The 22,656-nt window shown below is 71.8% G+C and carries 23 protein-coding genes; 7 read left to right on the top strand and 16 right to left on the bottom strand.

Translation table 11 applies throughout. The features are described 5' to 3' along the window. Positions 1-3 precede the first annotated feature (3 nt). From qcrB to AC51EU_RS12030, 8 genes are all read right to left on the bottom strand, one after another. Complete coding sequence (gene qcrB / locus AC51EU_RS12065) at positions 4-1,632, bottom strand: cytochrome bc1 complex cytochrome b subunit (RefSeq protein ID WP_496266845.1); 1,629 nt, start codon at positions 1,630-1,632, stop codon at positions 4-6. 174 nt (positions 1,633-1,806) lie between these two features. After that, positions 1,807-3,582, bottom strand: a complete 1,776-nt coding sequence (locus AC51EU_RS12060) for a complex I subunit 5 family protein (protein WP_496266844.1) — start codon at positions 3,580-3,582, stop codon at positions 1,807-1,809. 6 nt (positions 3,583-3,588) lie between these two features. Further along, positions 3,589-3,933 (bottom strand): sodium:proton antiporter, encoded by a 345-nt coding sequence (locus tag AC51EU_RS12055; protein ID WP_496266843.1) that lies wholly within the window; start codon positions 3,931-3,933, stop codon positions 3,589-3,591. Further along, on the bottom strand, positions 3,930-4,682 hold the full coding sequence (locus tag AC51EU_RS12050; RefSeq protein WP_496266842.1) for an MnhB domain-containing protein: 753 nt from the start codon (positions 4,680-4,682) through the stop codon (positions 3,930-3,932). Before AC51EU_RS12050 ends, AC51EU_RS12055 begins: the two co-directional genes overlap by 4 nt. Continuing rightward, positions 4,679-4,933, bottom strand: a complete 255-nt coding sequence (locus AC51EU_RS12045) for a Na(+)/H(+) antiporter subunit B (protein WP_496266841.1) — start codon at positions 4,931-4,933, stop codon at positions 4,679-4,681. The genes AC51EU_RS12050 and AC51EU_RS12045 overlap by 4 nt, the downstream gene beginning before the upstream one ends. Further along, positions 4,926-5,357 (bottom strand): MrpF/PhaF family protein, encoded by a 432-nt coding sequence (locus AC51EU_RS12040; RefSeq protein ID WP_496266840.1) that lies wholly within the window; start codon positions 5,355-5,357, stop codon positions 4,926-4,928. Before AC51EU_RS12040 ends, AC51EU_RS12045 begins: the two co-directional genes overlap by 8 nt. Further along, on the bottom strand, positions 5,354-5,527 hold the full coding sequence (locus AC51EU_RS12035; RefSeq protein ID WP_496266838.1) for a hypothetical protein: 174 nt from the start codon (positions 5,525-5,527) through the stop codon (positions 5,354-5,356). The genes AC51EU_RS12040 and AC51EU_RS12035 overlap by 4 nt, the downstream gene beginning before the upstream one ends. A 154-nt stretch (positions 5,528-5,681) precedes the next feature. After that, complete coding sequence (locus AC51EU_RS12030) at positions 5,682-6,653, bottom strand: TetR/AcrR family transcriptional regulator C-terminal domain-containing protein (protein WP_496266837.1); 972 nt, start codon at positions 6,651-6,653, stop codon at positions 5,682-5,684. 180 nt (positions 6,654-6,833) lie between these two features. Here AC51EU_RS12030 and AC51EU_RS12025 point away from each other — a divergent pair, with 180 nt between their 5' ends. Then, a complete protein-coding gene (locus AC51EU_RS12025) occupies positions 6,834-8,045 on the top strand; it encodes an FAD-dependent monooxygenase (RefSeq protein ID WP_496266836.1) in 1,212 nt (403 codons plus the stop codon). Positions 8,046-8,208: 163 nt separating this feature from the next. On the opposite strand, the gene AC51EU_RS12020 is transcribed toward AC51EU_RS12025, so the two are convergent. Beyond that, complete coding sequence (locus tag AC51EU_RS12020) at positions 8,209-9,009, bottom strand: SAM-dependent methyltransferase (protein WP_496266835.1); 801 nt, start codon at positions 9,007-9,009, stop codon at positions 8,209-8,211. A gap of 270 nt (positions 9,010-9,279) precedes the next feature. Between AC51EU_RS12020 and AC51EU_RS12015 the strand changes: the two genes are divergently transcribed. Then, positions 9,280-10,029 (top strand): dienelactone hydrolase family protein, encoded by a 750-nt coding sequence (locus AC51EU_RS12015; protein ID WP_496266833.1) that lies wholly within the window; start codon positions 9,280-9,282, stop codon positions 10,027-10,029. A gap of 410 nt (positions 10,030-10,439) precedes the next feature. Beyond that, positions 10,440-11,327, top strand: coding sequence for a DUF2268 domain-containing putative Zn-dependent protease (locus AC51EU_RS12010; RefSeq protein ID WP_496266832.1), 888 nt, complete (start codon positions 10,440-10,442; stop codon positions 11,325-11,327). 63 nt (positions 11,328-11,390) lie between these two features. Here AC51EU_RS12010 and AC51EU_RS12005 read toward each other — a convergent pair whose 3' ends face one another. The 5 genes from AC51EU_RS12005 to AC51EU_RS11985 form a co-directional block, all read right to left on the bottom strand. Further along, the gene (locus AC51EU_RS12005; RefSeq protein WP_496266831.1) at positions 11,391-13,043 is read right to left on the bottom strand and encodes an amidohydrolase; all 1,653 of its coding nucleotides are present in this window, start codon (positions 13,041-13,043) and stop codon (positions 11,391-11,393) included. 14 nt (positions 13,044-13,057) lie between these two features. After that, on the bottom strand, positions 13,058-14,644 hold the full coding sequence (locus AC51EU_RS12000; protein WP_496266830.1) for an AMP-binding protein: 1,587 nt from the start codon (positions 14,642-14,644) through the stop codon (positions 13,058-13,060). Further along, positions 14,641-15,483: an enoyl-CoA hydratase/isomerase family protein gene (locus tag AC51EU_RS11995; protein ID WP_496266829.1), complete on the bottom strand. Its 843-nt coding sequence runs from the start codon at positions 15,481-15,483 to the stop codon at positions 14,641-14,643. Before AC51EU_RS11995 ends, AC51EU_RS12000 begins: the two co-directional genes overlap by 4 nt. Before the next feature lie 195 nt (positions 15,484-15,678). Next, on the bottom strand, positions 15,679-16,380 hold the full coding sequence (locus AC51EU_RS11990) for a TetR/AcrR family transcriptional regulator (protein WP_496266828.1): 702 nt from the start codon (positions 16,378-16,380) through the stop codon (positions 15,679-15,681). A gap of 154 nt (positions 16,381-16,534) precedes the next feature. Further along, positions 16,535-18,043 carry an amino acid permease gene (locus tag AC51EU_RS11985; RefSeq protein WP_496266827.1) on the bottom strand — a complete coding sequence of 503 codons (1,509 nt, stop codon included), beginning with the start codon at positions 18,041-18,043 and terminating at the stop codon, positions 16,535-16,537. Between the two features lie 286 nt (positions 18,044-18,329). On the opposite strand from AC51EU_RS11985, the gene AC51EU_RS11980 reads away from it, so the two are divergent. The 4 genes from AC51EU_RS11980 to AC51EU_RS11965 all read left to right on the top strand — a co-directional run bounded on the left by AC51EU_RS11980 (position 18,330) and on the right by AC51EU_RS11965 (position 21,118). After that, positions 18,330-18,770, top strand: a complete 441-nt coding sequence (locus tag AC51EU_RS11980) for an acyl-CoA thioesterase (protein ID WP_496266825.1) — start codon at positions 18,330-18,332, stop codon at positions 18,768-18,770. Positions 18,771-19,198: 428 nt separating this feature from the next. Beyond that, positions 19,199-19,960 (top strand): pirin family protein, encoded by a 762-nt coding sequence (locus AC51EU_RS11975; RefSeq protein WP_496266824.1) that lies wholly within the window; start codon positions 19,199-19,201, stop codon positions 19,958-19,960. A gap of 10 nt (positions 19,961-19,970) precedes the next feature. Then, positions 19,971-20,135, top strand: coding sequence for a hypothetical protein (locus AC51EU_RS11970; RefSeq protein WP_496266823.1), 165 nt, complete (start codon positions 19,971-19,973; stop codon positions 20,133-20,135). Between the two features lie 647 nt (positions 20,136-20,782). Then, complete coding sequence (locus AC51EU_RS11965; RefSeq protein WP_496266822.1) at positions 20,783-21,118, top strand: zinc finger domain-containing protein; 336 nt, start codon at positions 20,783-20,785, stop codon at positions 21,116-21,118. Between the two features lie 244 nt (positions 21,119-21,362). On the opposite strand, the gene AC51EU_RS11960 is transcribed toward AC51EU_RS11965, so the two are convergent. Beyond that, positions 21,363-22,055 (bottom strand): aspartate/glutamate racemase family protein, encoded by a 693-nt coding sequence (locus AC51EU_RS11960; protein WP_496266821.1) that lies wholly within the window; start codon positions 22,053-22,055, stop codon positions 21,363-21,365. A 269-nt stretch (positions 22,056-22,324) separates the two neighbouring features. Next, positions 22,325-22,656 (bottom strand): IS200/IS605 family transposase (tnpA, locus tag AC51EU_RS11955; protein ID WP_496266820.1); only part of this gene is annotated, 332 nt, incomplete at its 5' end.

The raw sequence follows: 22,656 nt of genomic DNA, 5'->3' as shown, positions 1-22,656 counted from the left end.
TCCCTAGCCCCGGTCCTCCTCGCCCCACCGCGGTGGCGCGTGGGCGGCGCCGGCGCGGCGGCGTTCGGGCTCGGTCACCGGGATGCGCACGGTGTCGCGGTAGTACCAGCGGCTCAGCGCGGCACGCAGCCGCCGGGTGCGCGAGGGCCCGTCGGCGGGCAGCGGGCGGGGCAGGTCACGGGCGAGCAGGGTGTGGCGCTCGTCGTCCGGCAGGGCGCGGTGGTCCGCCTCCAGCCGGCCGTAGACCGACTGCTCCACCCGTCCCGTCGCCGCTCCCTCCAGCACGCGCTCGCGGTCGCGGTGCTGGAGGGCCAGGCACAGCCGCTTGGTGAGCACGAACGCCAGCGGAGGGGCCGCGACCAGGGCAGCGCGCAGCACCCAGGTGAGGCCGTTGACGGACACCCCGAACGTGTACGCGATGACGTCGTTGCCCCCTGCCAGCAGCAGCACCGCGTAGAAGACGGCCGCGGCGGCGCACAGCGCGGTGCGGGTGTGCCGCTCGCGGGGCCGGTCGCACAGATGGTGCTCGACCGGGTCGTCGGTCAGCCAGCGTTCGAAGAACGGATACAGGTACAGCAGGAGGAACAGCAGGCCGGGGAGGGCCACGGCGGGCAGGAAGACGTTCCACATGACCGTATGGCCCCACAGCCGGGTCTCCCAGGGGGGCATCAGCCGCAGGGCCCCCTCCAGGAACCCCACGTACCAGTCGGGTTGCGCGTCGGTGGACACCTGGTCCGCGCGGAACGGGCCGTAGTTCCACACGGGATTGATCTGCGCGACCCCGCCGAGCGCGACCAGCACGCCCGTGACGGCGCAGAACAGACCCGCCGACTTCGCGGACCACTGCGGGAACATGGGCTGCCCGATCACGTTCCGGTTGATGCGCCGCGGCCCGCGCCACTGGGTGTGCTTGAGGCGGACGACCAACAGGAGATGGACGGCCAGCAGCCCCAGGAGAATCCCCGGCACCAGAAGGATGTGCACCGCGTACAGGCGCGGCAGGACGACATGCCCGGGGAACTCGCCGCCGAACGCGAAGAACGCCGCATAGGTGCCCACGACGGGGATCGACTGGGTGATGGTGTAGGCGGTCCGCATACCGGTGCCCGACAGCAGGTCGTCCGGCAGGGAATAGCCGCAGAAACCCTCCAGCAGGGCCAGTACCAGCAGCGTCACCCCCACGCCCCAGTTCACCTCGCGCGGTCTGCGGAACGCGCCGGTCAGGAAGATCCGCAGCATGTGCGCGCCGATCGAGGCCACGAACGTCAGCGCCGCCCAGTGATGGACCTGCCGTACGAGAAGACCGCCGCGCACGTCGAAACTCAGGGCCAGCGTCGACGCGTACGCCCCGGACATCCGCACCCCGTGCAGCGGGCCGAAGGACCCCCGGTAGACCTGCTGCGACATGTCCGGCACGAAGAAGAAGGTGAGGAACACGCCGGTGAGCAGCAGCACGATCAGGCTGTAGAGGGCCAGTTCGCCCAGGAGGAACGCCCAGTGGTCGGGGAACGCCTTGCGCAGCAGCCCACCCGATTCCCCCACGGGCAACCGCGCGTCGAGCGCACCGAAGGCACGGCCGGCGAGGCGCGCCGCCCTGCCGTCGCGGCGGCGCTCTCGTCTCCGCAAGGGCATCTGCCTGCTCCTCCTGGTCGCTGCCCGTCTCCCGCGACCCACCGCCGCGTCCCGGCAGGGCCGATGCCTGACCCGCCCGCCGACCGGCCAATCCGCCCGGCGCCACCCTCACCCGCTCCACCCGCGGGAGTCGCCCGGTCAGCGGCAGGAGCGGCGGAGAATCCGGACGGCCCGTCAACCGGCCGGCCACAGCACGAGCGCCGACAGCAGCCCGACGCCGGCCACCACCCACACCACGTAGTCGCCGACATGCCCCGAGTGCAGACGCCGCAGGGGCGCGCCCCAGCGGCCGGAGGGGAGCGCACCGCGGACCGCCGTCGCGGCCACGGCCGTGGCGAGCGCGGCGGACAGCAGCCCGAGGGCCGTACCCGACGGGGTCCACCCCACCTGCGGCCCCCGCGTCGTGAGGCGCTGCCCTTCGAGGACGGCGGCGGCGTAGCCGACGTGGTCGGTGAACGCCCCGGCGGCGGCCCCGGCAGCGCCGGCCAGCGCGGGGACCGTACCCACCGCGACCGTGCCGGCCAGCAGCAACCCCGCCACCACCACCATCGGCCGGGGTGAGCGCCGCACCGGCCGCACCGTCTCCGGCTCCTCGTCGCCGCGGGTCTCCGGCTGCGCCGTCCGGGGCCTCGGCCCGGCCCCCAGGAAGACGCGACCGGCCACGCGCAGGACCGCCCCGCCCGTGACCGCCGACACCAGGACGAAGAGGACCGCCGGCGGGCCGGAGTGCTCCTCCGCCAGTGCCTTGCCCAGGGCCGTACCGAACGGGGGCAGCCCGGCGAGCGCGAGGGCACCGAGGACGAAGAGCACACCGACACCCCGTATGTCCCGCCCCCGGCCGTGCAGTGCGATCTCGTCCACACTGCCGTGCCGGTCGAGCAGCACCCCCGTACAGGCGAAGAGCGCCGCCTTGGCACCGGCGTGCCCCAGTACGTACAGGCAGACACCCGCCACACCTTCCGGGGTCCCCGAGGCGAGTGCGACGAGGAACAGACCGATGTGGCTGATGGTGGAGAAGGCCAGCAGCCGCTTCACGTGCCGCTGCTGCCAGCACATCACCGCGCCCACCAGGGCGGTCACCACACCGACGGCCGTCAAGGCGCGCCGGACGTCCTCCGCCGGCATCCCTCCGGGGCCGGCGAACACGGTGACATGGACGCGCGCCGCCCCGTACACGCCGAGTTCCGCCATCACCCCGGACAGCAGCATGCACACCGGAGTGGGCGCCACCGCGTGCGCGTCCGGGAGCCAGAAGTGGAACGGCACGGCGGCGGCCTTGACCAGCAGCCCGGTCAGGACGAGGACGAACGCGGCGACCACCAGCGCGTCCCTGCGCGGCGCCGCGTCGAGCTGTCTGCCGACCTGGGCCATGCCCAGCTCACCGGTACGGGCGTACAGCAGGCCGATGCCCAGCAACGAGGCGTATCCGCCGAGGGAATTGACGAACCCGAACGCCAACGCGCCCTGGACGGGCCGGGCCTCCTCGATGCGGTACCCCGTCAGCGCACAGCCGACGACACCCATCAGCTCGAAGAACACGAACGCGTCGAAGAGGTCCCCGGTGACCGCGAAGCCGCACATACCGGCCTGGAACAGCAGGACGAGCGCGGGGTAGGCGCCCGCATGCCCCCGCGGCGGTTCGTCGAAATAGCGCCAGGAGTAGACGAGCACGGCCACCACCAGCAGCGACGTCAGGGCGGCCAGCCCCAGGCCCACACGGTCACCGACCAGGACGATCCCCACGCTCCGCCCCTGCCGCGGCTGCCATCCGCCGACCCAGGACACGACCGTCCCCCGGCCCGGAAGGGCCATGGCGAGCCCGGCCGTCGTCGCGGCGGTCAGACATCCCAGGACCTCCGCGAGGGGCCGCGGCATCCAGCGCCCGCCGCCCACCAGCACGGCGGCGCCGAACAACGGCACCGCCACGACCAACGGCAGCAGCCGGTCCACCCCGGCTCAGCCCCTCAGCTCATGGAGCTCGTCGGGATCGACGGTGCCGTGCCGCTTCGCGGTCTGCACGACCAGCGCGAGCAGCAGCGCGGTCACGGTGGCACCGACGACGACATCGGTCAGGGTCAGCGCCTGGACGACGGGGTCGACCACGGCGCTCCCCGGCGCCGTGTCGGAGAAGACCGGCGCGGTGCCGCCGCGGCGGTAGCCGACGGCCAGCAGGAGAACATAGGTGGCGGACTGCGCGACGGACAGACAACCGACGGCGTGGACCAGGTCACGGCTGGTGACCAGGCCGTACACGCCGGCCAGGAAGATCCATCCGGCCGTCGCCCAGGGAAGTACGGTCATGCCGCCCGCCGCTCCCCTTCCGTGCGGCCCTCGATCTCCAGGGCCTGGGCGAGGAACCCGGCGAGCAGGACGACGACGGCGCAGGTCACCTCCATGCCGACGGCCGCGTTGAGCAGCGGCACCGTACCCCCGGACAGCAACGTGTTGAACGTGCCGTACGGCAGCACATTGGCCAGGTACGCCGAACCGGCCAGCAGTCCCGCGGCGCCCAGCACGACGTACGCGGCCTCACCCACGGCATCGCCCACCTCGAAGGGCCGCAGCGGGCGGAGCCGTTCCAGCGCCCGCTGGCCGACGGTGAGGTACAGCAGGTGCAGCGCCGTGGCGACGACCACCCCGCCCTGGAAACCCCCGCCGGGGCTGAGTTGACCGTGCGCGACCACATACAGGCCGATGAGCAGGGTGACGGGCAGGACGGCCAGGCCGTAGCGGCGCAGAACGGACGGTGCGGAGGAGGCCGGTGGGGGAGCGTGCCGTTCGTCGGGGGCCTGCCGCAGCAGGACGACGGTCCCGAGGACGGCGGAGAACAGGATGCTCTCCTCGCCGAGGGTGTCGAAGCCGCGCTGGTCGAAGTTGACGGAGGAGACGGCGTTGGCGGTCCGCCGGGCCAGCGCCGCACGCACCGCCCGGTCGCCGTAGGGATGCCAGGGACCGCCGAACGGCGGCAGGGCCGAGCAGGCCGCCGCGAACAACGCGGCCGTCGCCAGCAGTCCGGCCACCAGCAGCCACAGCCGCGCCCGTCGGCTCATCCGCGCCGCTTCCCGTGCCCGCGCCGGACCTTGCGCACCGTCAGCAGGAGCAGCGAAGGCGTCAGGACCGAACCCACGGCCAGCTGGGAGAGGGCGACGTCCGGCGCCTGGAGCACGGTGAACGCGACCGCCAGACCAAGACCGAGCAGGGACAGGACGACGGCCTGGCGCGCCGGGTCCCGGTTGACCACGGCGGCGGTGGCAGCGGCCGCGCTGAACAGCAGCGCGACGGCGACAAGGACATCAGCCACGGCGCACCGCCCTCGTCGTGACCATCCCTCCGGCGACCAGCAGCACCCCGACGACGATCACCTTCACCATCGCCCGTCCCGGGCCGGTGACCACGCACACCGGCACGACCGTCGCCGGCGTGCCGACCGCGACGACGGGGGACAGCCACCGGGCACCGGGCGTCTCCTCGCCGGCCCGGTCGAGGAGCAGCCGGGCGAAGACCAGCGTGCCGGCCGGACCCAGCACCGACACGACGAGCGCGAGATCGACGTACGCCGGACGGCCGTACCCCTGTGCCAGCAGCAGAAGGACCAGGCACAGCAGCAAGGTCGCCATGTTCTGGGCGACGACCCGGCGCCCGACCGCACCCCGCGCGGCACCCCACAGGCACGGCCCCAGCCCACCCACGATCACCCCGGCCGCGGCGACCAGCCACCAGTTCATCCGCCGGCCGCCCGCCGCGCCGCACAGGCCGCCCAGGCCCCCACCAGTGCGGCGAGGCCGCCGACCACGAGCTCCGCCACGTCGACGGAGCTGATCAGCGTCGTCCACAGCGCGCCGAGCAGCACCCACCACCCGGCGAACTCCACCGGGACCCTGACGCCGCTCCGCATCCCGCCTCACCTCCGCGCCCGGCCGGGGCCCCAGTATCGGACGGTGACCGCGGGGCCAGGGGACGCGTGCGGGCGTGTCGCGCGGTTCGCCCACCGGTGGCCGCACGGTGCCGCGGCCCCCGCCAACCGCCGGCCGCCGCCACGGACCGCCGGTTCACCCCGGGGAAGGCCCGTCGGGCAGTGCGGCGAGACCGTCGAGGAGGTGCTGGAGGCCGAAGTCGAAGAGCGCGTCGAGGTCGAGGTCGTAGCCGGTCGCCGCGAGGTGGGCGAGCATCGGGAACCGACCGGTGGTCAGGATCTCCCGGAGCGCCGGCTCCTGGGCGTCCATCCACTCCTCGCTGTCGAGGCCACTGTGCGCCTCCGCCTCCCGTTCCGCCTCCAGGTTGACGGCGACACCACGGGCATAGTTGAACACCATGAGGTGCGCGGTGAAGGCGGCCGGCAGGCCGAGGCCGCGTGCGTGCAGGGCGGTGAGCATCCACTCGCTGAACGGCAGCGCCGTGGCGATCATCTGCGGGCGGGTCACCGACAGGGCCGGCGCGAGCCACGGGTGACGGCGGAACAGCTTCCAGAGCAGCCGGGCCGCGAACTCGACCTGCGCGCGCCAGCCCTCCGGCGGGTCGGCGGGCAGGGGATGCCCGGCGAAGGCCGCTTCCATCATCCGCGTCAGCAGGTCGTCCTTGTCGGCCACATGCCGGTACAGCGACATGGTCGCCACCCCGAGGTCGGCGGCCACCCGGCGCATCGACACCGCCGCCAGCCCCTCCGCGTCGGCGACGGCGACGGCGGTGAGGACGATCCGCCCGAGCGTGAGCGCTCCGGTTGACGGGTCCTCGGCGCAGACGTCCGGGCGCGGGGCCACCGGCGGCCGGGGAGCGCGCCCCGGGCGGTCCGGGGCCTTGGCGCGGGCCTCGACGACGGTCCCGACACCCGGGACGACGCGGACCAGACCCTCGCGGCGCAGCTCGGCGAGCACCTTGGTCGCCGTCGCCATCGCGACACCCCACTGCCGCGTGATCTCACGCGTCGACGGCACCCGCTCCCCGGGACCCAGCTCACCCGTCTCGATCCGCCGCCGCAGTTCGCCGACGATCTGCCGGTAGCGCGGCGCTGCCCGCCCGTCCATCGACACCCCTCCCGCACTAGTGCGCCTCGGACGGTCTCCATCCTAGCCGCCGGCGGGGACGATGCCCTCGCGCAGCTGCTGGTGCACTACTCCTGCACTAGTGCGCATGTGACCAAAACACCTTGCTGAGAAGGTATTTCCCCTTGTTAGGCGCCACGCGTACGTCATACATTCCCCGTCATGCAGAACACCGAGATCCTCATCTCCGGCGCCGGCATCGCAGGGCCCGCGCTGGCGTACTGGCTACGCGCAGCGGGCTTCACCGTCACGATCGTCGAACGGGCACCCGCGCCCCGCCCCGGCGGCCAGACCGTGGACCTGCGCGGCGCCGGCCGTACGGTGATCGAGCGGATGGGCCTGATGGACCGGGCCAGGGCGGAGAGCGTCGCCCAACGCGGCCTCGCACTCGTCGACGCGTCCGGCCGGATCACCGCGCGGGTGCCCGCGGACAGCTTCGGCGGCGAGGGGATCGTCTCCGAGATCGAGATCCTCCGCGGCGATCTCGCCCGTCTGCTGTACGAGGCCACCCTGCCCGGCACCACGTACCTGTTCGGCGACACCATCACGGCGCTCGACCAGGACGCGGACGGCGTCACCGTCACCTTCGAGAACGCCGCACCGCGCCGCTTCGGCCTGGTCATCGGCGCGGACGGGCCGCACTCCGTGGTGCGCGCACTGTCCTTCGGCCCGGAGCGGGAGTGCGTCCGTCCGATCGGCCTCTACACGGCCTGGTTCACCGCCACCACCGACCTGGACCTCGACGGCTGGTTCCTGATGCACAACGCCCCCGGCGGACTCGTCGCCTCCGCGCGCCCCGGCCGCCTCCCCGGCGAGATCAAGGCCGGCCTCAGCTTCCGCTCGGCACCGCTCACCTACGACCGCCGCGACGCCGCGGCCCAGCATGCGCTGCTGGCCCGGCGTTTCGCCCACGTCGGCTGGGAGGTCCCGCGCCTGCTGCGGGCGATGCGCACCACCCCGGACTTCTTCTTCGACTCCATGGCCCAGGTCCGCCTCGACCGCTGGTCACGCGGGCGAGTGGCGCTCCTGGGCGACGCCGGGTACTGCGCCACCCCGCTGACCGGCCTGGGCACCAGCCTGGCCCTGGTCGGCGCCTACGTCCTCGCCGGTGAACTCGCCACCGCCCACGGCGACCACCACATCGCCTTCCACCGCTACGACGAGGTGATGCGCCCGTACATGGCCCAGGCCCAGCAGCTGCCCCCGGGCGGCGCCTCGGGCTACGCCCCCACGGGCCCGCTCGGCATCCGCCTGCGCGACCTCTCGATGCGCTGGATGACCCGCCGCCCGCTACGCGACCTGCTCGCCGCGCAGTTCGCCAAGGCCGGGGACATCGCACTGCCGGAGTACGGTCTGGCCGCTGATGCGCGGTGAGCGGATCGGTGTACGGGGGCGGGGGTTTCTCAGGGGGCTGGGGGAGGGGCCGCGAGTCGTTGAGGGCAGCCGTCCTCTGGCGGCAAGGCGCTGTCCCGGACAGCTCGTTCGCCGGCGTCGGCACGTCGGGGACATGGACCCCGCGCGGGAGGCCCGTCCCGCGTCACGGCTTCCGCGCCAGCCCTCCCACGATGAGCTGCTCCCAGACCGTCAACTCGCGCGCGGGAGCCTCCGACGTACGGGGCCGCCACAGTGAGCACGGGACGATGCCCGGCTCCAGGAGTTCCAGGTCGCCGAAGAGGCCGCGGATCTCGTCGTCGGTCCGCCACCGTCCACGGCCGAAGGTGGCCTGGAGTACCGCCTCGGCCTCGGCGGTCTCGGCGTTGCCGCCGCTGCGGAAGTGGGAGATGAAGAAGTAGCTGCCCGAGGGGACCTGTTCCTGCCAGTAACGGACGAGGGAGCGGGGGTCCTCGTCGTCGTTGATGTGGTGCAGGACGGCGCTGTGGATCACCGCCACGGGACGGGTGAAGTCGATGAGGCCGGTGGTGTCGGGGTGCTCGCGGATGCCCTGCGGGTCGCGGACGTCGGCCTGCACGACGCGGGTGTGTGCGTTGTCCTCCAGCAGCGCGTGGCCGTGGGCCAGGACGATGGGGTCGTTGTCGACGTAGACGACGCGGGCGTCGGGAACGTGGCGCTGCGCGACCTGGTGGACGTTGTCCGCCGTCGGCAGGCCGCTGCCCATGTCGATGAACTGGGTGATGCCCGCCAACGCGATCTCCCGCACGGCGCGGACGAGGTTCTGCCGGTTGGCGTGCGCTATGGCGACGGAGCCCGGCAGATCGTTCTTGAACGTGTCCCCTACGACACGGTCCACGTCGTAGTTGTCCTTGCCACCCAGAAGGTAGTCGTAGACCCGAGCGATGCTCGGTTTCGACTGATCCACACCGGAAAAGCCCTCACCCATGACACGTGCCTTCCTGCGGAAGCCGATTGGCGATCATCGTAAGGGGCCGGCCGGCATCCCGCGCCGACCCGCTCGCGAACATGCCCGCAACGGAGCATGAGATGCCCCGGATTCCTTCGATCCCGTGCCGGCGAGCGCCGCCGGTCCGGTGGATGCCGTCAGCGCACCGGGTTCAGGCCCTACGGGTGAGCGTAGGGTCGTCGTCCGCCCGATCTCCGCCCGCCCTCGGCCCTTGTGCGCCGACATCGGTCCAAGGAAGGATCATCAGCCATGCCCACCAAGACTCTGCGCATTCCCACCCCGGACGGTCAGGCCGACGCCTTCGCCGCCTTCCCCGACCGTGGCGAGCGGCACCCGGGGGTGCTGCTGTACATGGACGCCTTCGGCATCCGGCCCGTGCTGAAGGACCTGGCCCGCGAACTGGCCGAGCACGGCTACTACGTCCTCGTCCCCAACGTCTACTACCGGCGCGGCCCGGCACCGGTGACCGAACTTCCCGAGCACATCGGGGAGGAGAACCGGTCCGAGGTCTTCGCCCGGCTGATGCCCTTGCTCCAAGAGCACACCACCGAACGCGCCCTGCGCGACGCCGGCGCCTACCTCAAGTTCCTCACCACCCGGCCCGAGGTCAGCGCCGGACCGGTCGCCGCGATCGGCTACTGCATGGGCGGCGTCCTGGCGATGCGCACCGCGGCGGCCCACCCCGACCAGGTGGCCGCCGTCGCCGGATTCCACCCCAGCCCCCTGGTCACCGACGCACCCGACAGCCCCCACCGCCTCGTCCCCCACCTCACCGCCGAGGTCCACTTCGGCCTCGCCGAAAACGACATGACGCCCGAGGCCGTCAACGAACTCACCCAGGCCATGGACACCGCCGGCATCCACCACACGACCGAGGTCTACCCCGACACCGTCCACGGCTTCACCATGTCCGACACCAGCGCCTTCAGCCCCTCCGCACTACAACGCCACTGGGACCACCTGCTTCCCCTCCTCGGCCGCACTCTGACCAGCGGCTGAGGCCGCGAACCGGAGCTCACCGGACGGACGATGACCGCCACGGCACGTCGGCCGGATCGTCCATCAGGGACCGGCCGACGAGTCCTGGCAAGAGCCCGAATTCCCTCCGCTTGTTTCGGACATGGTCGTCAGAGTAGGGGCACTCTGGAAGTGGGTCGCTGGATCCGGGTATTTCCAGGCGTCGATGCGGTCCAGCCCGGGTACCGGCGGCATGGTGGGCGAAGATGCCGCTCTTGATGGGGAGCGCGCTCGGGCCGCCGCTCGTGATCACCCGGAACGAGATGCTGAAGTGTGCACCTGGTGGTACGGACACAGTTGGGTGGACGTCACGCGCGCACGCCCCGCCGACCGCTCTCCCTCATCCACCCGACTTGAACCTTCCGCAGCGTCAAGTCCTACGGTCGTGCGTCATGAAGATTGTTGTTCACGACACGATGTCCGCCATGTTCGATCTCCTGCGGCGGCCGCTGGACGAGCGGCCCGATGCGTTGCGGGCCATGCTGAGCCCGCTCCAGGGGGCGATGTCCGTCATGGGTGATGTGGACCTGGTCCAGATGCATCAGCAGGGCTGTGGGTTCCGGCTCGACCGGGAGGACCGGCGGTATCTGCCCGCCCTGCGTCAGATGCGGGACGCGGGGGTGTGGGAGCGGATCGAGGAGTCTCTCAGCGTCGCGTGGGAGCGGATCGACGGAGCGGTTCCCGGTGTCGGGCACGCCGGGACCGTGCACGTTGTCGTGGTGCTCGGCGACCCCGACGATCACCATCTGGCGGTCCGCAACGCCGGTTACTTCGGCCTGGGTGGCATTCCGGGGGCGATTCTGCTGGTGATGTGGCCCACCGGGACGAGCCTGCGGAAGATCGGTCACGCTGCCGCGCACGAACTGCACCACAATGTGCGTTACGCGAACGTGCGCTGGGACCCCATGGCCGTCACGGTCGGGGAGCAGGTCGTCGCCGAGGGGCTGGCCGAGGCGTTCGTGCGGGAACTGGCCGGTGAGGAGGCCATGGGCCCGTGGGCGCTGGCGCTGACCGGGCCCGAACTGGACCGTGCCTACGCCAAGATCACCGAAGATGTCGACGTGGCCGGAATGCAGAACCTGCCTCCGTATGTCTTCGGCGACGCCACCGCACAGCACATGGGGCTCCAGCCCGTCGGGTTGCCGGACTTCGCGGGATACGCGGCCGGACTGCGGATCGTGGACACCCATCTGGCGGTCTCCGGCCTGACCGCCGCCCAGAGCACCGCCCTTCCCGTACGTGACATTCTCACCAACGCCGGCGTACCGACCCACGCGTGACCGCCACCCCGGCAGTGCCGGCACCGTGGTGCCGGGGCCCGGTCAGCGTCACCGCCACCGCACTCAGCCTCCGGAACCGACAAGACCATGCGGATCATGGCCCGCCCGGCCACCGACAAGCGTGGCCAGGACCCCGATGGTCCCGATGCGGTCCGGGGCGCAGGCGGTGGGGTCGGTGTCGAGGACGGTGAGGTCCGCGAGGAGGCCGGGGGTGAGGCGGCCCTTGCGGTCCGCGTGGCCGGTGGCGTGGGCCGAGCCGGCCGTCCAGGTGCGCAGGGCGGTGAGGGCGGGCACGCTTTCGTGCGGGCCGAAGGGCGCGCCGGTCTCCGTCAGCCGTTCCACCATCGCCTGCATCGCGGCGAGCGGCGCGCCCGGTGCGACGGGCCGGTCGGAGCTGCCCGGGACGGTGAGCCCGAGGCCGAGGAACGAGCGGAGCCGGTACGCCCAGTCGGCGCGGCGGGCGCCGAGGCCACAGGCCATGCTCTCGCCGAAGGCCGGGATGAAGTTGTGCTGCGGTACGGGCACCACGCCCAGGGACGCGAACGCCGCGAGCTGGTCGGGGCGCACCACCCCCGCGTGCTCGACGCGGTGCCGCACGCCGGGGCGCGGTGCCTCGCGCTGGGCCCGTGCGTACGCCGACAGGGCCAGGTCCACGGCGCGGTCGCCGATCGCGTGCGCGGCCACGGTCCAGCCCGCCCGGTGTGCCGCGACGACCGTGTCGGCCATCGTGTCCGGGTCGTCCTGGAAGTAGCCGGTGTTCTCGTGCGGGCATCCGCAGAACGGTTCGGTGACGGCGGCGGTACGGCCGAACAGTGAACCGTCGAGGAAGATCTTCACGGGCCCGACCGACAGCGTCTCGTCCCCCAGCCCCGTCCGTATTCCCAGGTCGAGGCCGAGCGCGATGCCGTCCTGCGGATGCGCGGTCAGCGGGTGCAGGACGTCGGCGGCGACCATCAGCTGGGCCCGTGCGTGCAGCCGGCCGGTGTCGCGGGCGTGCTGGTAGGCGGCGAGTTCCACGGGGGTGTGCCCGATCCAGCCGCCGCCGACCCCGGCCTCCGTGAAGCTCGTGATGCCCTCGGTGAGGTAGTGGGCGGTGGCGCGGTCGACCGCCGCGGCGACGGTCTCGACAGGGTAGGGAAGCACCTGGTCCTGGACGAGACGCTGTGCGGTCTCCTCCAGAAGGCCGTTCGGCCGTCCGTCCGCGTCCCGCGCGACGACGCCGCCGGGCGGGTCGGTGAAGCCGGGCTCCAGGGCGCCGGCCGCCCGCAGCACCGGGGAGTTGACGACGCAGGCGTGCCCCGAGGCGTGCTTGAGCCAGACGGGCCGGCCGCCCGCCGCCCTGTCCAGGGCATCCCGGTGGGGGTGGCGGCCACCCATGTCGCTGGGCTTGAGGCCCGCTCCGACGACCCACGCGCCGGCGGGGAGTTCCGCGGCATGCGCGGCGACCGCGGCGACGACCTCGTCCGGATCGCGCGCACCGGACAGATCGAGCTGACTCAACGTCAGTCCGAACCAGGCGGTGTGGCAGTGCGCGTCGTTGAAGCCCGGCACGACCGTCGCGCCGCCCGCGTCGAGTACACGGGCCGCGGCGAGGTGCTCCACGTCCTCGTCGAGGCCGACGACACGGCCGTGCAGGACCCCCAGCGTGCGGGCCGTGGGCCGCTGTTCGTCGAGCGTGAGGATGTGCGCGTTGCGCACCAGCAGATCGAGCAGCACGGGGTGTCCTCTCCTTACCACCACACCTTGTCCTGGCGGTCGTACGTCCGCCCCGCGGGCGCGGCGGACTTGCGCAGCTCGCCCTTGGAGACGCGCTCGGACGGGGTCATGGGGAGCCGGTCGCGCAGCTCCCAGTAGCGGGGCACCTTGAAGGCGGCCAGCCGCTCGGCGCAGTGGGCGGCGAGGTCGTCCGGGTCGGGCGCCGGTTCCTCGCCGTCCGGCACGACGTACGCCTTGATCTCCTCGCCGCGCAGCTCGTCGGCGACGGGGAGGACGGCGGCCAGGCGGACGCGCGGGTGCGCGGTGAGCACCTCCTCCAGCTCGGCCGCCGAGACGTTCTCGCCGCTGCGGCGGATCATGTCCTTGAGGCGGCCCCGGAAGTAGACCCGGCCCTCCTCGTCCATGTGGCCGAGGTCCCCGGTGTGGAACCAGCCGTCCGCGAACGCGGCCGCCGTCTCGTCCGGCCGGCCGAGATAGCCCGCCATCATGCCGGGGCCGCGCAGCTGGATCTCGCCCACCTCGTGGGCCGGCAGCGGGGCGCCGTCCGGCCCGGCGACGCGGGCTTCCCGGTGCCGCAGCGGCCGCCCGATGCACCCGCTGCCCACGGCCATGTCGTGGTCCTCGGGCCCGACGCGCAGGTCGGCGCCGGTCTCCGTCATGCCGAACGCCTCGTACCACGGGACGCCCCAGCGCTCCTCCAGCCGGGCGTGGAGCGCGGGTGGTATGGCGGAACACTGGACGGCCCGTACATGGTGGTCGCGGTCGTCGGGGTGCTCCGGCATCCGCAGCAGCAGTGCGGGCATCAGGCCCAGGCAGTAGAAGTAGGTGACGCGGTGCTCCCTGACCTTCTGCCAGAAGGTGGTGGGGTGGAAGCGGTCCAGGACAACGAGGCGGCTGCCCGCGAGGAGGGCCGCGGCGACGTTCCACTGCGGGTCGATGTAGTGGAACGGCTGGCAGGTCAGCAGGGTGTCGTCCGGCCCCAGACGCGGGAACTCCGTGACGAGGCTGCCCGCAAGGGACAGCCAGTAGCGGTGCGGCAGAAGGCAGCCCTTGGGGCTGCCGGTGGTACCGGACGTGTACTGGATGTTGGCGAGTTCGTCGGGACCGGACGGTGTGCCGTGCGGAAGAGGCGCCGGAACGGAAGGAGTTGACGGCCCGTCGGCATAGCGGACGGCGTGCAGGGTGGGGACGGACGCCAGCAGCTCCTCCGCCATCGGCCGGAACTCCTCGCACGTCACCAGGAGCTGGGCACCGGAGTCCCGCAGTACATGCTCCGCGTCATGGCTGCGGTAGGCCGTGTTGACGGGCACCATCGCGGCGCCGAGCGACGCCAGTGCCAGCCAGGTGAGCGGGAACTCCGGGCGGTTGCGGAGCAGGACGGCGACGCGGCCGTCCCGCCCGACACCGGCCATGCTCAGCTCCGCCGCCGTCCGCCGGACGCCGCGTGCGACATCGGCGAAGGTGAGGTCGCGGGCGTACTCGTCGAACGTCCAGGCCACCCGGTCGGGCCACAGGGCCGCCGCCCGTTCCACGAGCGTCGCCAGATCGGGTACGGACTCGGGCGGCAGGTCCTTACGGTACGGGGCGTCGTACGAGATCACCGGCCGCCCTCCCGGACCGGCGCGGACGAGTGGGCGAACGCCTGCCGCGGACGCTCGTGTTCGCCGCTGTGCCCGGTGAGCTGGGCCGCCGACACCTCCCGTGCCAGGGCCTGTTCGACGGTGCCGTCCAGGCCCTCGTCGATCAGCTCCTTGGCCAGCGCGAGCGCGAACGGCGGCCGCTCGGCGAGGCCGGTCGCCAGCTCGGCCGCCACGGCCTCGTGCCGCCCCGGTGCGCTGACCCGGGTGACCAGGCCCAGCCGCCGCGCCTCCCGGGCGTCGAAGTGCTCGCCCAGCAGGACGAGTTCCTTCGCCTTGATCGCGCCGACGGCGGTGGTGAGGAGACGGGAGACGCCCCCGGTGACGCTGAGCCCGACGCCCACCTCCGGGAAGCCGAACCGGGCGTCCTCCGCCGCGACGACCAGGTCGCAGGAGAGGGCGAACTCGCAGCCCGCCCCCAGCGCGTAACCGTGCACGGCCGCGACGACGGGGAAGGGGGCGTTCCGGATGAGCCGGGTCACGTCCTGGATGCGTTCCAGACGGGCGCGGGCCCCCGCGGCGTCCGTCGGCGCCGGCTCGGCCTTCAGGTCGTGGCCGGAACAGAAGGCCCGGCCCGCGCCGGAGAGGACGGCGGCGCGCACCTCGTCGTCGGCCGCCCGGCGCAGGGCCGCCAGCAGGTCGTCGACGAGCCGATCGGTCACGGCGTTCAGACGGTGCGGCCGGGACAGGCGGATGTGCGCGACGCCGTGATCGAGGACGGTGTACGTGACGCACGGGTCCCCGGCGCCGCCGGCCGGACCGGCGCTGTTCGCCGTGCCGGTGGGGATGGAGTCAATAGCCACAAGGTGCTCCTCGGGAGTCGCCGAACAACGCGCACCATACTCTATCGATCGGTCGATCGATAGAGTATGGAACGACGGCCTGAAGACCTGTCCGGCCGACGGTCCTACGACCTGGAGCGGGGCGTGATGACGAGGCGCGACGCCCGTACACCGGCATGCGCACAGTGACGCGAGAGGGGTGGGAGACGCGGGATGTCAGGCCGAGGCGGGCGCGCCCGCACCCAGGCTGACCTGCCAGATCTCCTCCACCAGCGCATGCGCCGCGTGGATCTCGGTGGGGGAGGGCAGCGGAATCGCGTGCGCCGGGACACCGAGCAGCTGGAGCGCCAGGCGCGCGTGCGCCGTCGCCACCCCGTCGAGCGTGATCGGGCCGTCGGGGGAGTACCACTTGGCCACCCCGGAGCACATCTCCAGCAGCGCCATGCGCGCGAAGGTCTGGTCGGGGACCGTGAACAGGCCGGAGGCGCAGCCGTTGGCGATGGCGTGCCGCCAGTGGTCCTCGTACGCGTCCCGGAGGGCCACCATCGCCGTGCGGCGCTCGGACCCGAGGGACTCCAGCTCGTTGTCGACCACCGCCGTCTCCTCCGGACGCAGCGCGTGCGTGAGGACGTGGACGTGCACGAGCCGGGTGATCTGCGACCGAGGATCAGGGGCGTCCGCGACGACCCGCCCGGCCGCGTCGTTCAGCCGGTCGAGACTGGCCCGCATGACCGCGGCGAGCAGCTCCTCCTTGGTGCCCATGTAGTGGTAGAGGGTCGCGGACGACATGCCCGCGCCCTCGGCCAGCTCCCGGATACCCACACCGTGGAAGCCCTTCGCGGCGAACAGCCGGATCGCCGCGTCCCAGACCTGGCGACGCGCGTTCGCTCCGGCGCGGGTGCTGGGAGCCTTGGGCACGGGGCGCTCCTTCGCTCGGAACGGGCACGGTGGACGGACGGTGCGAGTCTACCGCGCCCTATCGGTCGATCGATTGGCGGACGTGTGCCGTGACCGTGCCGGACTCCGTTACGTACGGCCGACCGCCGCGTACCCCCCCACGGGGCGGCCGCGGTTACCGCCCGCCCCCGCTTCCCGCGCGCGCCCTCCACTGCCGCAGCGCCCCGACGGCGGCCGCCGCCACGGTGACCGAGAGCGTCAGGAACAGCGAGCGCTGGGTGGCGGAGTCGAAGGCCAGCAGCACGATGACCGCCGCCAGGGCCACGACGACCACCCACGAAAGGTAGGGGTAGGCCCACATGCGCACCGCCGGCGTCCGGCCCTGGCGCTCCGCCCGCATGCGGCTGCGGATCTGGCACGCCGCGACGCACAGGTACATGAGGACGATCACCGCCCCCGTGGAGTCCAGCAGAAAGGTGAAGATCGCGGCTGCCCCGGTGAAGTGCTTCGAGGCGAGCGTGAGGAGTCCGGCCAGAGCGGCGACGAGAACGGCCGGCACGGGCACGCCGCGCGCGTTGGTCCGGGCGAAGACGCGGGGCGCCTCGCTCTGGCGGGCCAGCGCGAACAGCATGCGGGACGCCGTGTAGAGGCCGGAGTTCAGACAGGACGCCACGGCGACCAGCACGATCACGTCCATGAGACGGCCCGCCTGGGGCACACCCAGCGCGTCGAGGGCCGCCGAGTACGGGCTGGCCGTGACGCTCGCCTCGTCGTACGGCAGCAGCGTGACGATGACCCCGATGGAGCCGATGTAGAAGATGAGGATGCGCGCGGTGGTGGAGCGGATCGCCTTGCGCACGGCCTCCGCCGGGCGCGGCGCCTCGCCCGCCGCGATCGTGACCACCTCGGCGCCGCCGAACGCGAAGATCACCGTCAGGACGCTCGGCAGAACCGCGTACCAGCCCTCCGGCGCGAACCCGCCGTGCCCGAAGAGATTGGCCGTGCCGGGGGAGTCCGTACCCGGCAGCAGTCCCGCGACGGCCAGAACGCCCAGGCCGATGAAGGCGACGATGGCCACCACCTTGATCAGCGCGAACCAGTACTCCGCCTCGCCGAACGCGGCCACATGGACCAGGTTGGACGCGGTGAGCGCGACGAGAAGCACCAGGGACGCGACCCACGCGGGGACCGCGGGGACGAGATGATGCGCCAACTCGCCACCGATGACCGCCTCCAGCCCCACCGTCACCCACCACGAGTACGCGTAGAGCCAGCCGATCGCGAGCCCGCACCAGCTGCCGAACTCCCGCGAGGCGTAGTACGCGAACGAGCCGGTGCTCGGGTCCGCCACGGCCAGTTCGGCGAGCATCCGCATGACGAGGATGACCAGCAGACCCGCGAGGGCGTACGAGACCAGGGCCGCTGGGCCGGTGCTGCGGATGACCGTTCCCGACCCCACGAACAGGCCCGCGCCGACCACCCCGCCGATGGCGATCATGCTCATCTGGCGGTTCCGCAGGCCGCGCTTGAGACCGGATTCGCCGCCGGTGTCCCCGGGGACGGTGTCGGAGCCGGGGGTGGCGGACGGCCCGCCGGTACTCCGGGGGCGTGTCTCCGTGGCGAGGGAGCGAGGCGCCGCCTCGGTCGGTGGTGTCTGGTGGGGTGCTGCCGGGTCCCGGGTCATGCCGCCTCCCATAACTCGATCGATCGATCGATTGGCTCGGGCCAAGGTAGGGCCAGAATTGAGCCAGGACAAGGCTTCTCGCCGAGGGAATCCTGAGGGAGCGTACCCATGGTTACCTCTTGATCGTTCCTTCGGTGAGGCGTGGGAGGTGCGTGAGGTTGTCGTTGAGAGGTGCCGGGAGGGTGAAAGCGTTGCGCTGCGCCGGGCCCCGCCCTACGCTATCGATCGATCGAGCGAGATCGTGCCTCCGTCAGCGGGCACGCCGGCCGCCAGCCCGAGGAGCATCGTGGACGTCCCGCACATCATCCACGCCGCGCCGGTGCACTTCGACGAACTCGACCTCAACGGCCATCTGCACAACACGCGTTACGCCCTGCACGTCGAACGCGCCACGACGGCGGCCTTCGCCGAAGCTGGATACGACACCGGGGGCGGCGCGGAGCGCCATCCCGACCTGCGCTACGTCGTGCGCCAGTTCGCCATCGAGTTCCAGGCCCCGGTCGACGGCGCGACCCGGCTCACCGTCGACCTGTGGCTGACGCATCTGGGGCGTACGAGCATGGTGTGGCGCTTCCGCGTCCGGCAGGGCGACGACCCGCTGCCCCGGGCCACCGGCACCCGCACCCTCGTCAAGATCGACCCGGACGGGCGTCCGTCCCCGTGGTCCCCCGCGATGCGGGCCTGGTGGGCAGCGCTGCGCGACGGGGTGGTTGAGGCGCGTACGTGAGCTTGATCGTCGGGCGTCGCGCGGACGCGTGAGGAGGGTGTCCGCCGTGCGGCGGTCGATCTTCTCGCTGAGCGGTCGGCCCGCTGCCTGTCGGGGTGCTCTTCGCGGCAGTGGCGCGTAACGCCCTCCGGTCCGTGGTGGTGGCCCGTGAAGCGGTATGCCCTGATCGGTGGCCGGGGCTGCTGCGGCGGCGTGTGCCGCACGATCATTGCGCGGGCTCGTACGGCGTCGCCTCCCGTGGGGGCCTTCTCCTGTGTCTCGTCGGGGCCTGTATGTCGTCCGTCGGGCGCCGCCTGCTGTCATTCGCGCGGCTGCGGAATACCTGCGTCCGACCCTATTGTTTACAATTCAACTAACCGTCTCCGTGGCTCACCCGCATCCCCAAGCCGCAGGCCACGACGTCGTCACCAGCCAGAAAGGGCAGCACCATGGCTTCGACCCTCGACATCCGTCGCGCTGACGAGCGCTTCCACACCCGGGCCGGGTGGCTGGAGTCCCACCACTCCTTCTCGTTCTCCCGCCACTGGGACCCCGACAACACCCACTTCGGGCTGCTGCTCGTCTCCAATGACGACATCGTCGCGCCGGGTACCGGTTTCGACACTCATCCGCATCGCGACATGGAGATCGTCACCTGGGTGCTCGACGGCAGCCTCGTCCACCAGGACTCCGAGGGACACAACGGTGTGATCTACCCGGGCCTGGCTCAGCGGATGAGCGCCGGCACCGGCATCCTGCACAGCGAGAAGAACGACTCGTGGACGCTGACCGGCAAGCCCGAGCACCAGGACCCGGTCCACTTCCTCCAGATGTGGGTCATCCCGGACGAGGCCGGCATCCGCCCCGGTTACGAGCAGCTCGACATCAACGACGAACTCGCTCGCGGAGGCTGGACCACCCTGGCCTCCGGCATGTCCCAGCATGCCGACCGGCGGGCGATCGGCATCCGCCAGAAGCACGCGGCACTGCACGTCAGCCGCATGCGCCCCGGTGAGACGCTCCAGACCGTCACCGCTCCGTTCGCGCACCTCTTCGTCGCCCGGGGCAGCATCGAGCTGGAGGGCGCCGGCCCCCTGACCACGGGAGACGCCGCACGCATCACGCGCGCCGAAGGCCAGCGCGTCACCGCCGGCCCGGAGGGCGCGGAGGTCCTGATGTGGGAGATGACGGCCGCTGTCTCGATGGGGTGAGTGGCGGCGCGTGCGGCGGCCGATGGAGGACGGGGGCTGCGCCGACCCTGTCGTTTCCTGCACGGTGGAGGCGCAGCACCTGGAGGACGCCGTGACCTGGGCCGCGACACGGCTCCGTCAGGAGATCCGGGTGGGCCTTGCCCGTGTCGAGGTCGAGATGAAGGAGTTCGGCTGAACTGAGTGGTGGTGCTTGCCAGGAGCGCGAGGCTTCGCCCCCTGGCGAGCCCGACCGCAATTCTGACGGGTGGCCTGGAGCGCGGGCGCACAAGGGTATCGACTTCCGCCGACAGCACAGGCGTTGAAGCACCCGCCACGACGCGCGCATCGTTCCGCAGGCCCTGAGCGGCCACCACGCCGAGGTCACGGCAAGATCTCCGGCGTACTGCTACGTGATCATTTCCGCGCCGATTTCCCCAACACCGCCTATCATGAACAGTTGTTCACTGTGGCGGCTCTCTGCGCCGTCCTGGGACTTCTCCCCGACACCCACGGCACATGAGGTGATGGACTGGCAGGAAGGGAAACGCGTCGTCCACGCGGGTGCCGTGCGGGGCCGAACGCCCTTGCCAGTGGTGGTCGCCGACAGCCCGCGCCGTCGCGCTGTGATGGCGCTCGACGGCCCGGCGAAGCTTACACGAGCGTGGGCGCTCCTCTGGACACCTCATTGAGGGCAGGAGCGTGGGCCCGCCGGTCCGCGTCCCGCTGCCGATCGTGTGGGGTGATACCGGACGGATGACGACGCCACCCGCAACGGACCCTGTGACCCAACGAAAGAGCCCTTGAGGGCCCGCCCTCACCGACCGACCAAGGAGATGCGCTTCCATGAGCACCGCCTACGCCGTATCCGCCCCGATCGAGCAGCCCGTCACCACTACACTGCCGGCGCACAGCGATGAACGCTCCGACGCCGCCGTCCTCTTCCTGCGCCCGTCCCACATAGCCGGCAAGTCGCCCTCGGACGCGGTCTACGAGGCCGCGCACGAGACGCACCGCCGCTTCCGTCACGGCGCCTACTCCGTGCAGTGCCCGACCTGCAACGCCGCGGCCGGGGAACTGTGCGTGGCGCGCCGGGCCGTGCACGCGGCCCGGCGGAAGCTGTACCGCCAGGACTTCAACAGAACCGTGCTGGCTCCCCTCCCCGTGGCGCGGGCCGGATGAGCGCGGCAGCGCGACTGCGCGGGCCGTCGTCTGCTCCAGCGGCAACGCGCCGGGAAATTCCCTGCGTCGACGAGGGAGGCGCGGGCGCCGGCCAGGCCGTCGGCGGCCTGCTGGTGGGGCTGGAGGTGAGCGGTGCCACCAGCCGCAGGCGTTCGGCCAGGTCGGCGTGCGCGGCCTGCGTGTCTTGGAGGTCGAGCCGGCGGCGGCCGCGCAGTCCGGGTGCGCGGCCTGTGTTTCGGAAGGGCTACTCGGCCAAGGCCGCGTCAACGGCTGCCTCCGCGTGCAGCCGTGCCGTGGGGAAGACCGGCACGGGGCTGTCCTCCGCGTCGATGAGGAGCTCGATTTCGGTGCAGCCCAGGATGATGCCTTCTGCTCCCGCTGCGACGAGGTCCTTGACGATCTGCTGGTAGGCCCTGCGCGAGTCCTCTCTCACCATGCCGAGGCAGAGCTCTTCGTAGATCACCCGGTGCACGAGCGCGCGTCCCCTGGCGTCCGGCACGCATACGTCCAGTCCGCCGGCCTGGAGGCGGGCGCGGTAGAACTCCTGCTCCATCGTGAACGCGGTGCCGAGCAGGCCGACCCGGCGCAGGCCCGCGGTCCGCACGGCGTCCGCCGTGGCGTCGGCCAGGTGCAGCAGGGGGACCGAGACGGCCGCCTCGACCTGATCGGCGACTTTGTGCATGGTGTTGGTGCAGATCAGCACCATGTCGACGCCGGCCCTTTCCAGGGACCGGGCAGCCGCTGACAGGATCTCACCGGCCTCGGCCCATTTTCCCTGGGCCTGCAAACGCTCGATCTCCGCGAAGTCCACCGAGTACAGCACACACTTCGCCGAGTGCAGCCCGCCGAGCCGATGGCGCGTGAACTCATTGAGCAGCCGGTAGTACTCCGCGGTCGATTCCCAGCTCATGCCCCCGATCAGCCCGATCGTCTTCATCGCTGCCTCCTTGCCGTCGTCTCCATGCAGGGAATGCTGCAAGAGCGCGAGCCTCAAATCAATTCAAGAAATTCTGAGGAAAACCAGAAGGATTCCTTATGAAGACGTGTCAGGGGCGTACGGTGTCCGCGCCGGCTCGCGGCCGGCAACGGCTCGGTCGTCCCCGCGCTGCCCAACCGGGTACGGCGCGGCCTTACCGGGTTCCTTGCAGAAAGCCCCGGCGTTCACGCCGGGGATGAACGCATCTCAAGACTGCTCTGACGTGCACTTCAGAGCGGACGTTTCTGTTGCTCGATGTACTGGCGGACGATCTCCAACGGTGCTCCGCCGCACGATGCGGAGAAGTAGGAGGGCGACCACAGGTGCCCGTGCATGATGGTGTGGTTGATGTCGCCGGTGAACTCCGGTCGTATCCGGCGGGCGGAGACGCCCTTGAGGCTGTTGACCAGCTTGGAGACGGCGACCTTCGGCGGGTAGTGCACCAGCAGGTGGACGTGATCGTGTTCGCCGTTGAACTCCTTCAGCTCCGCCTCGAAGTCCTCGCAGCCTTGCGCACGATCTCTTCGCAGCGCGTCAGCATCTCGTCGTTGAACACCCGCGA

The sequence above is a fragment of the Candidatus Streptomyces philanthi genome, from assembly GCF_059553635.1.
This window is presented reverse-complemented; position numbering and strand designations above follow the sequence as displayed.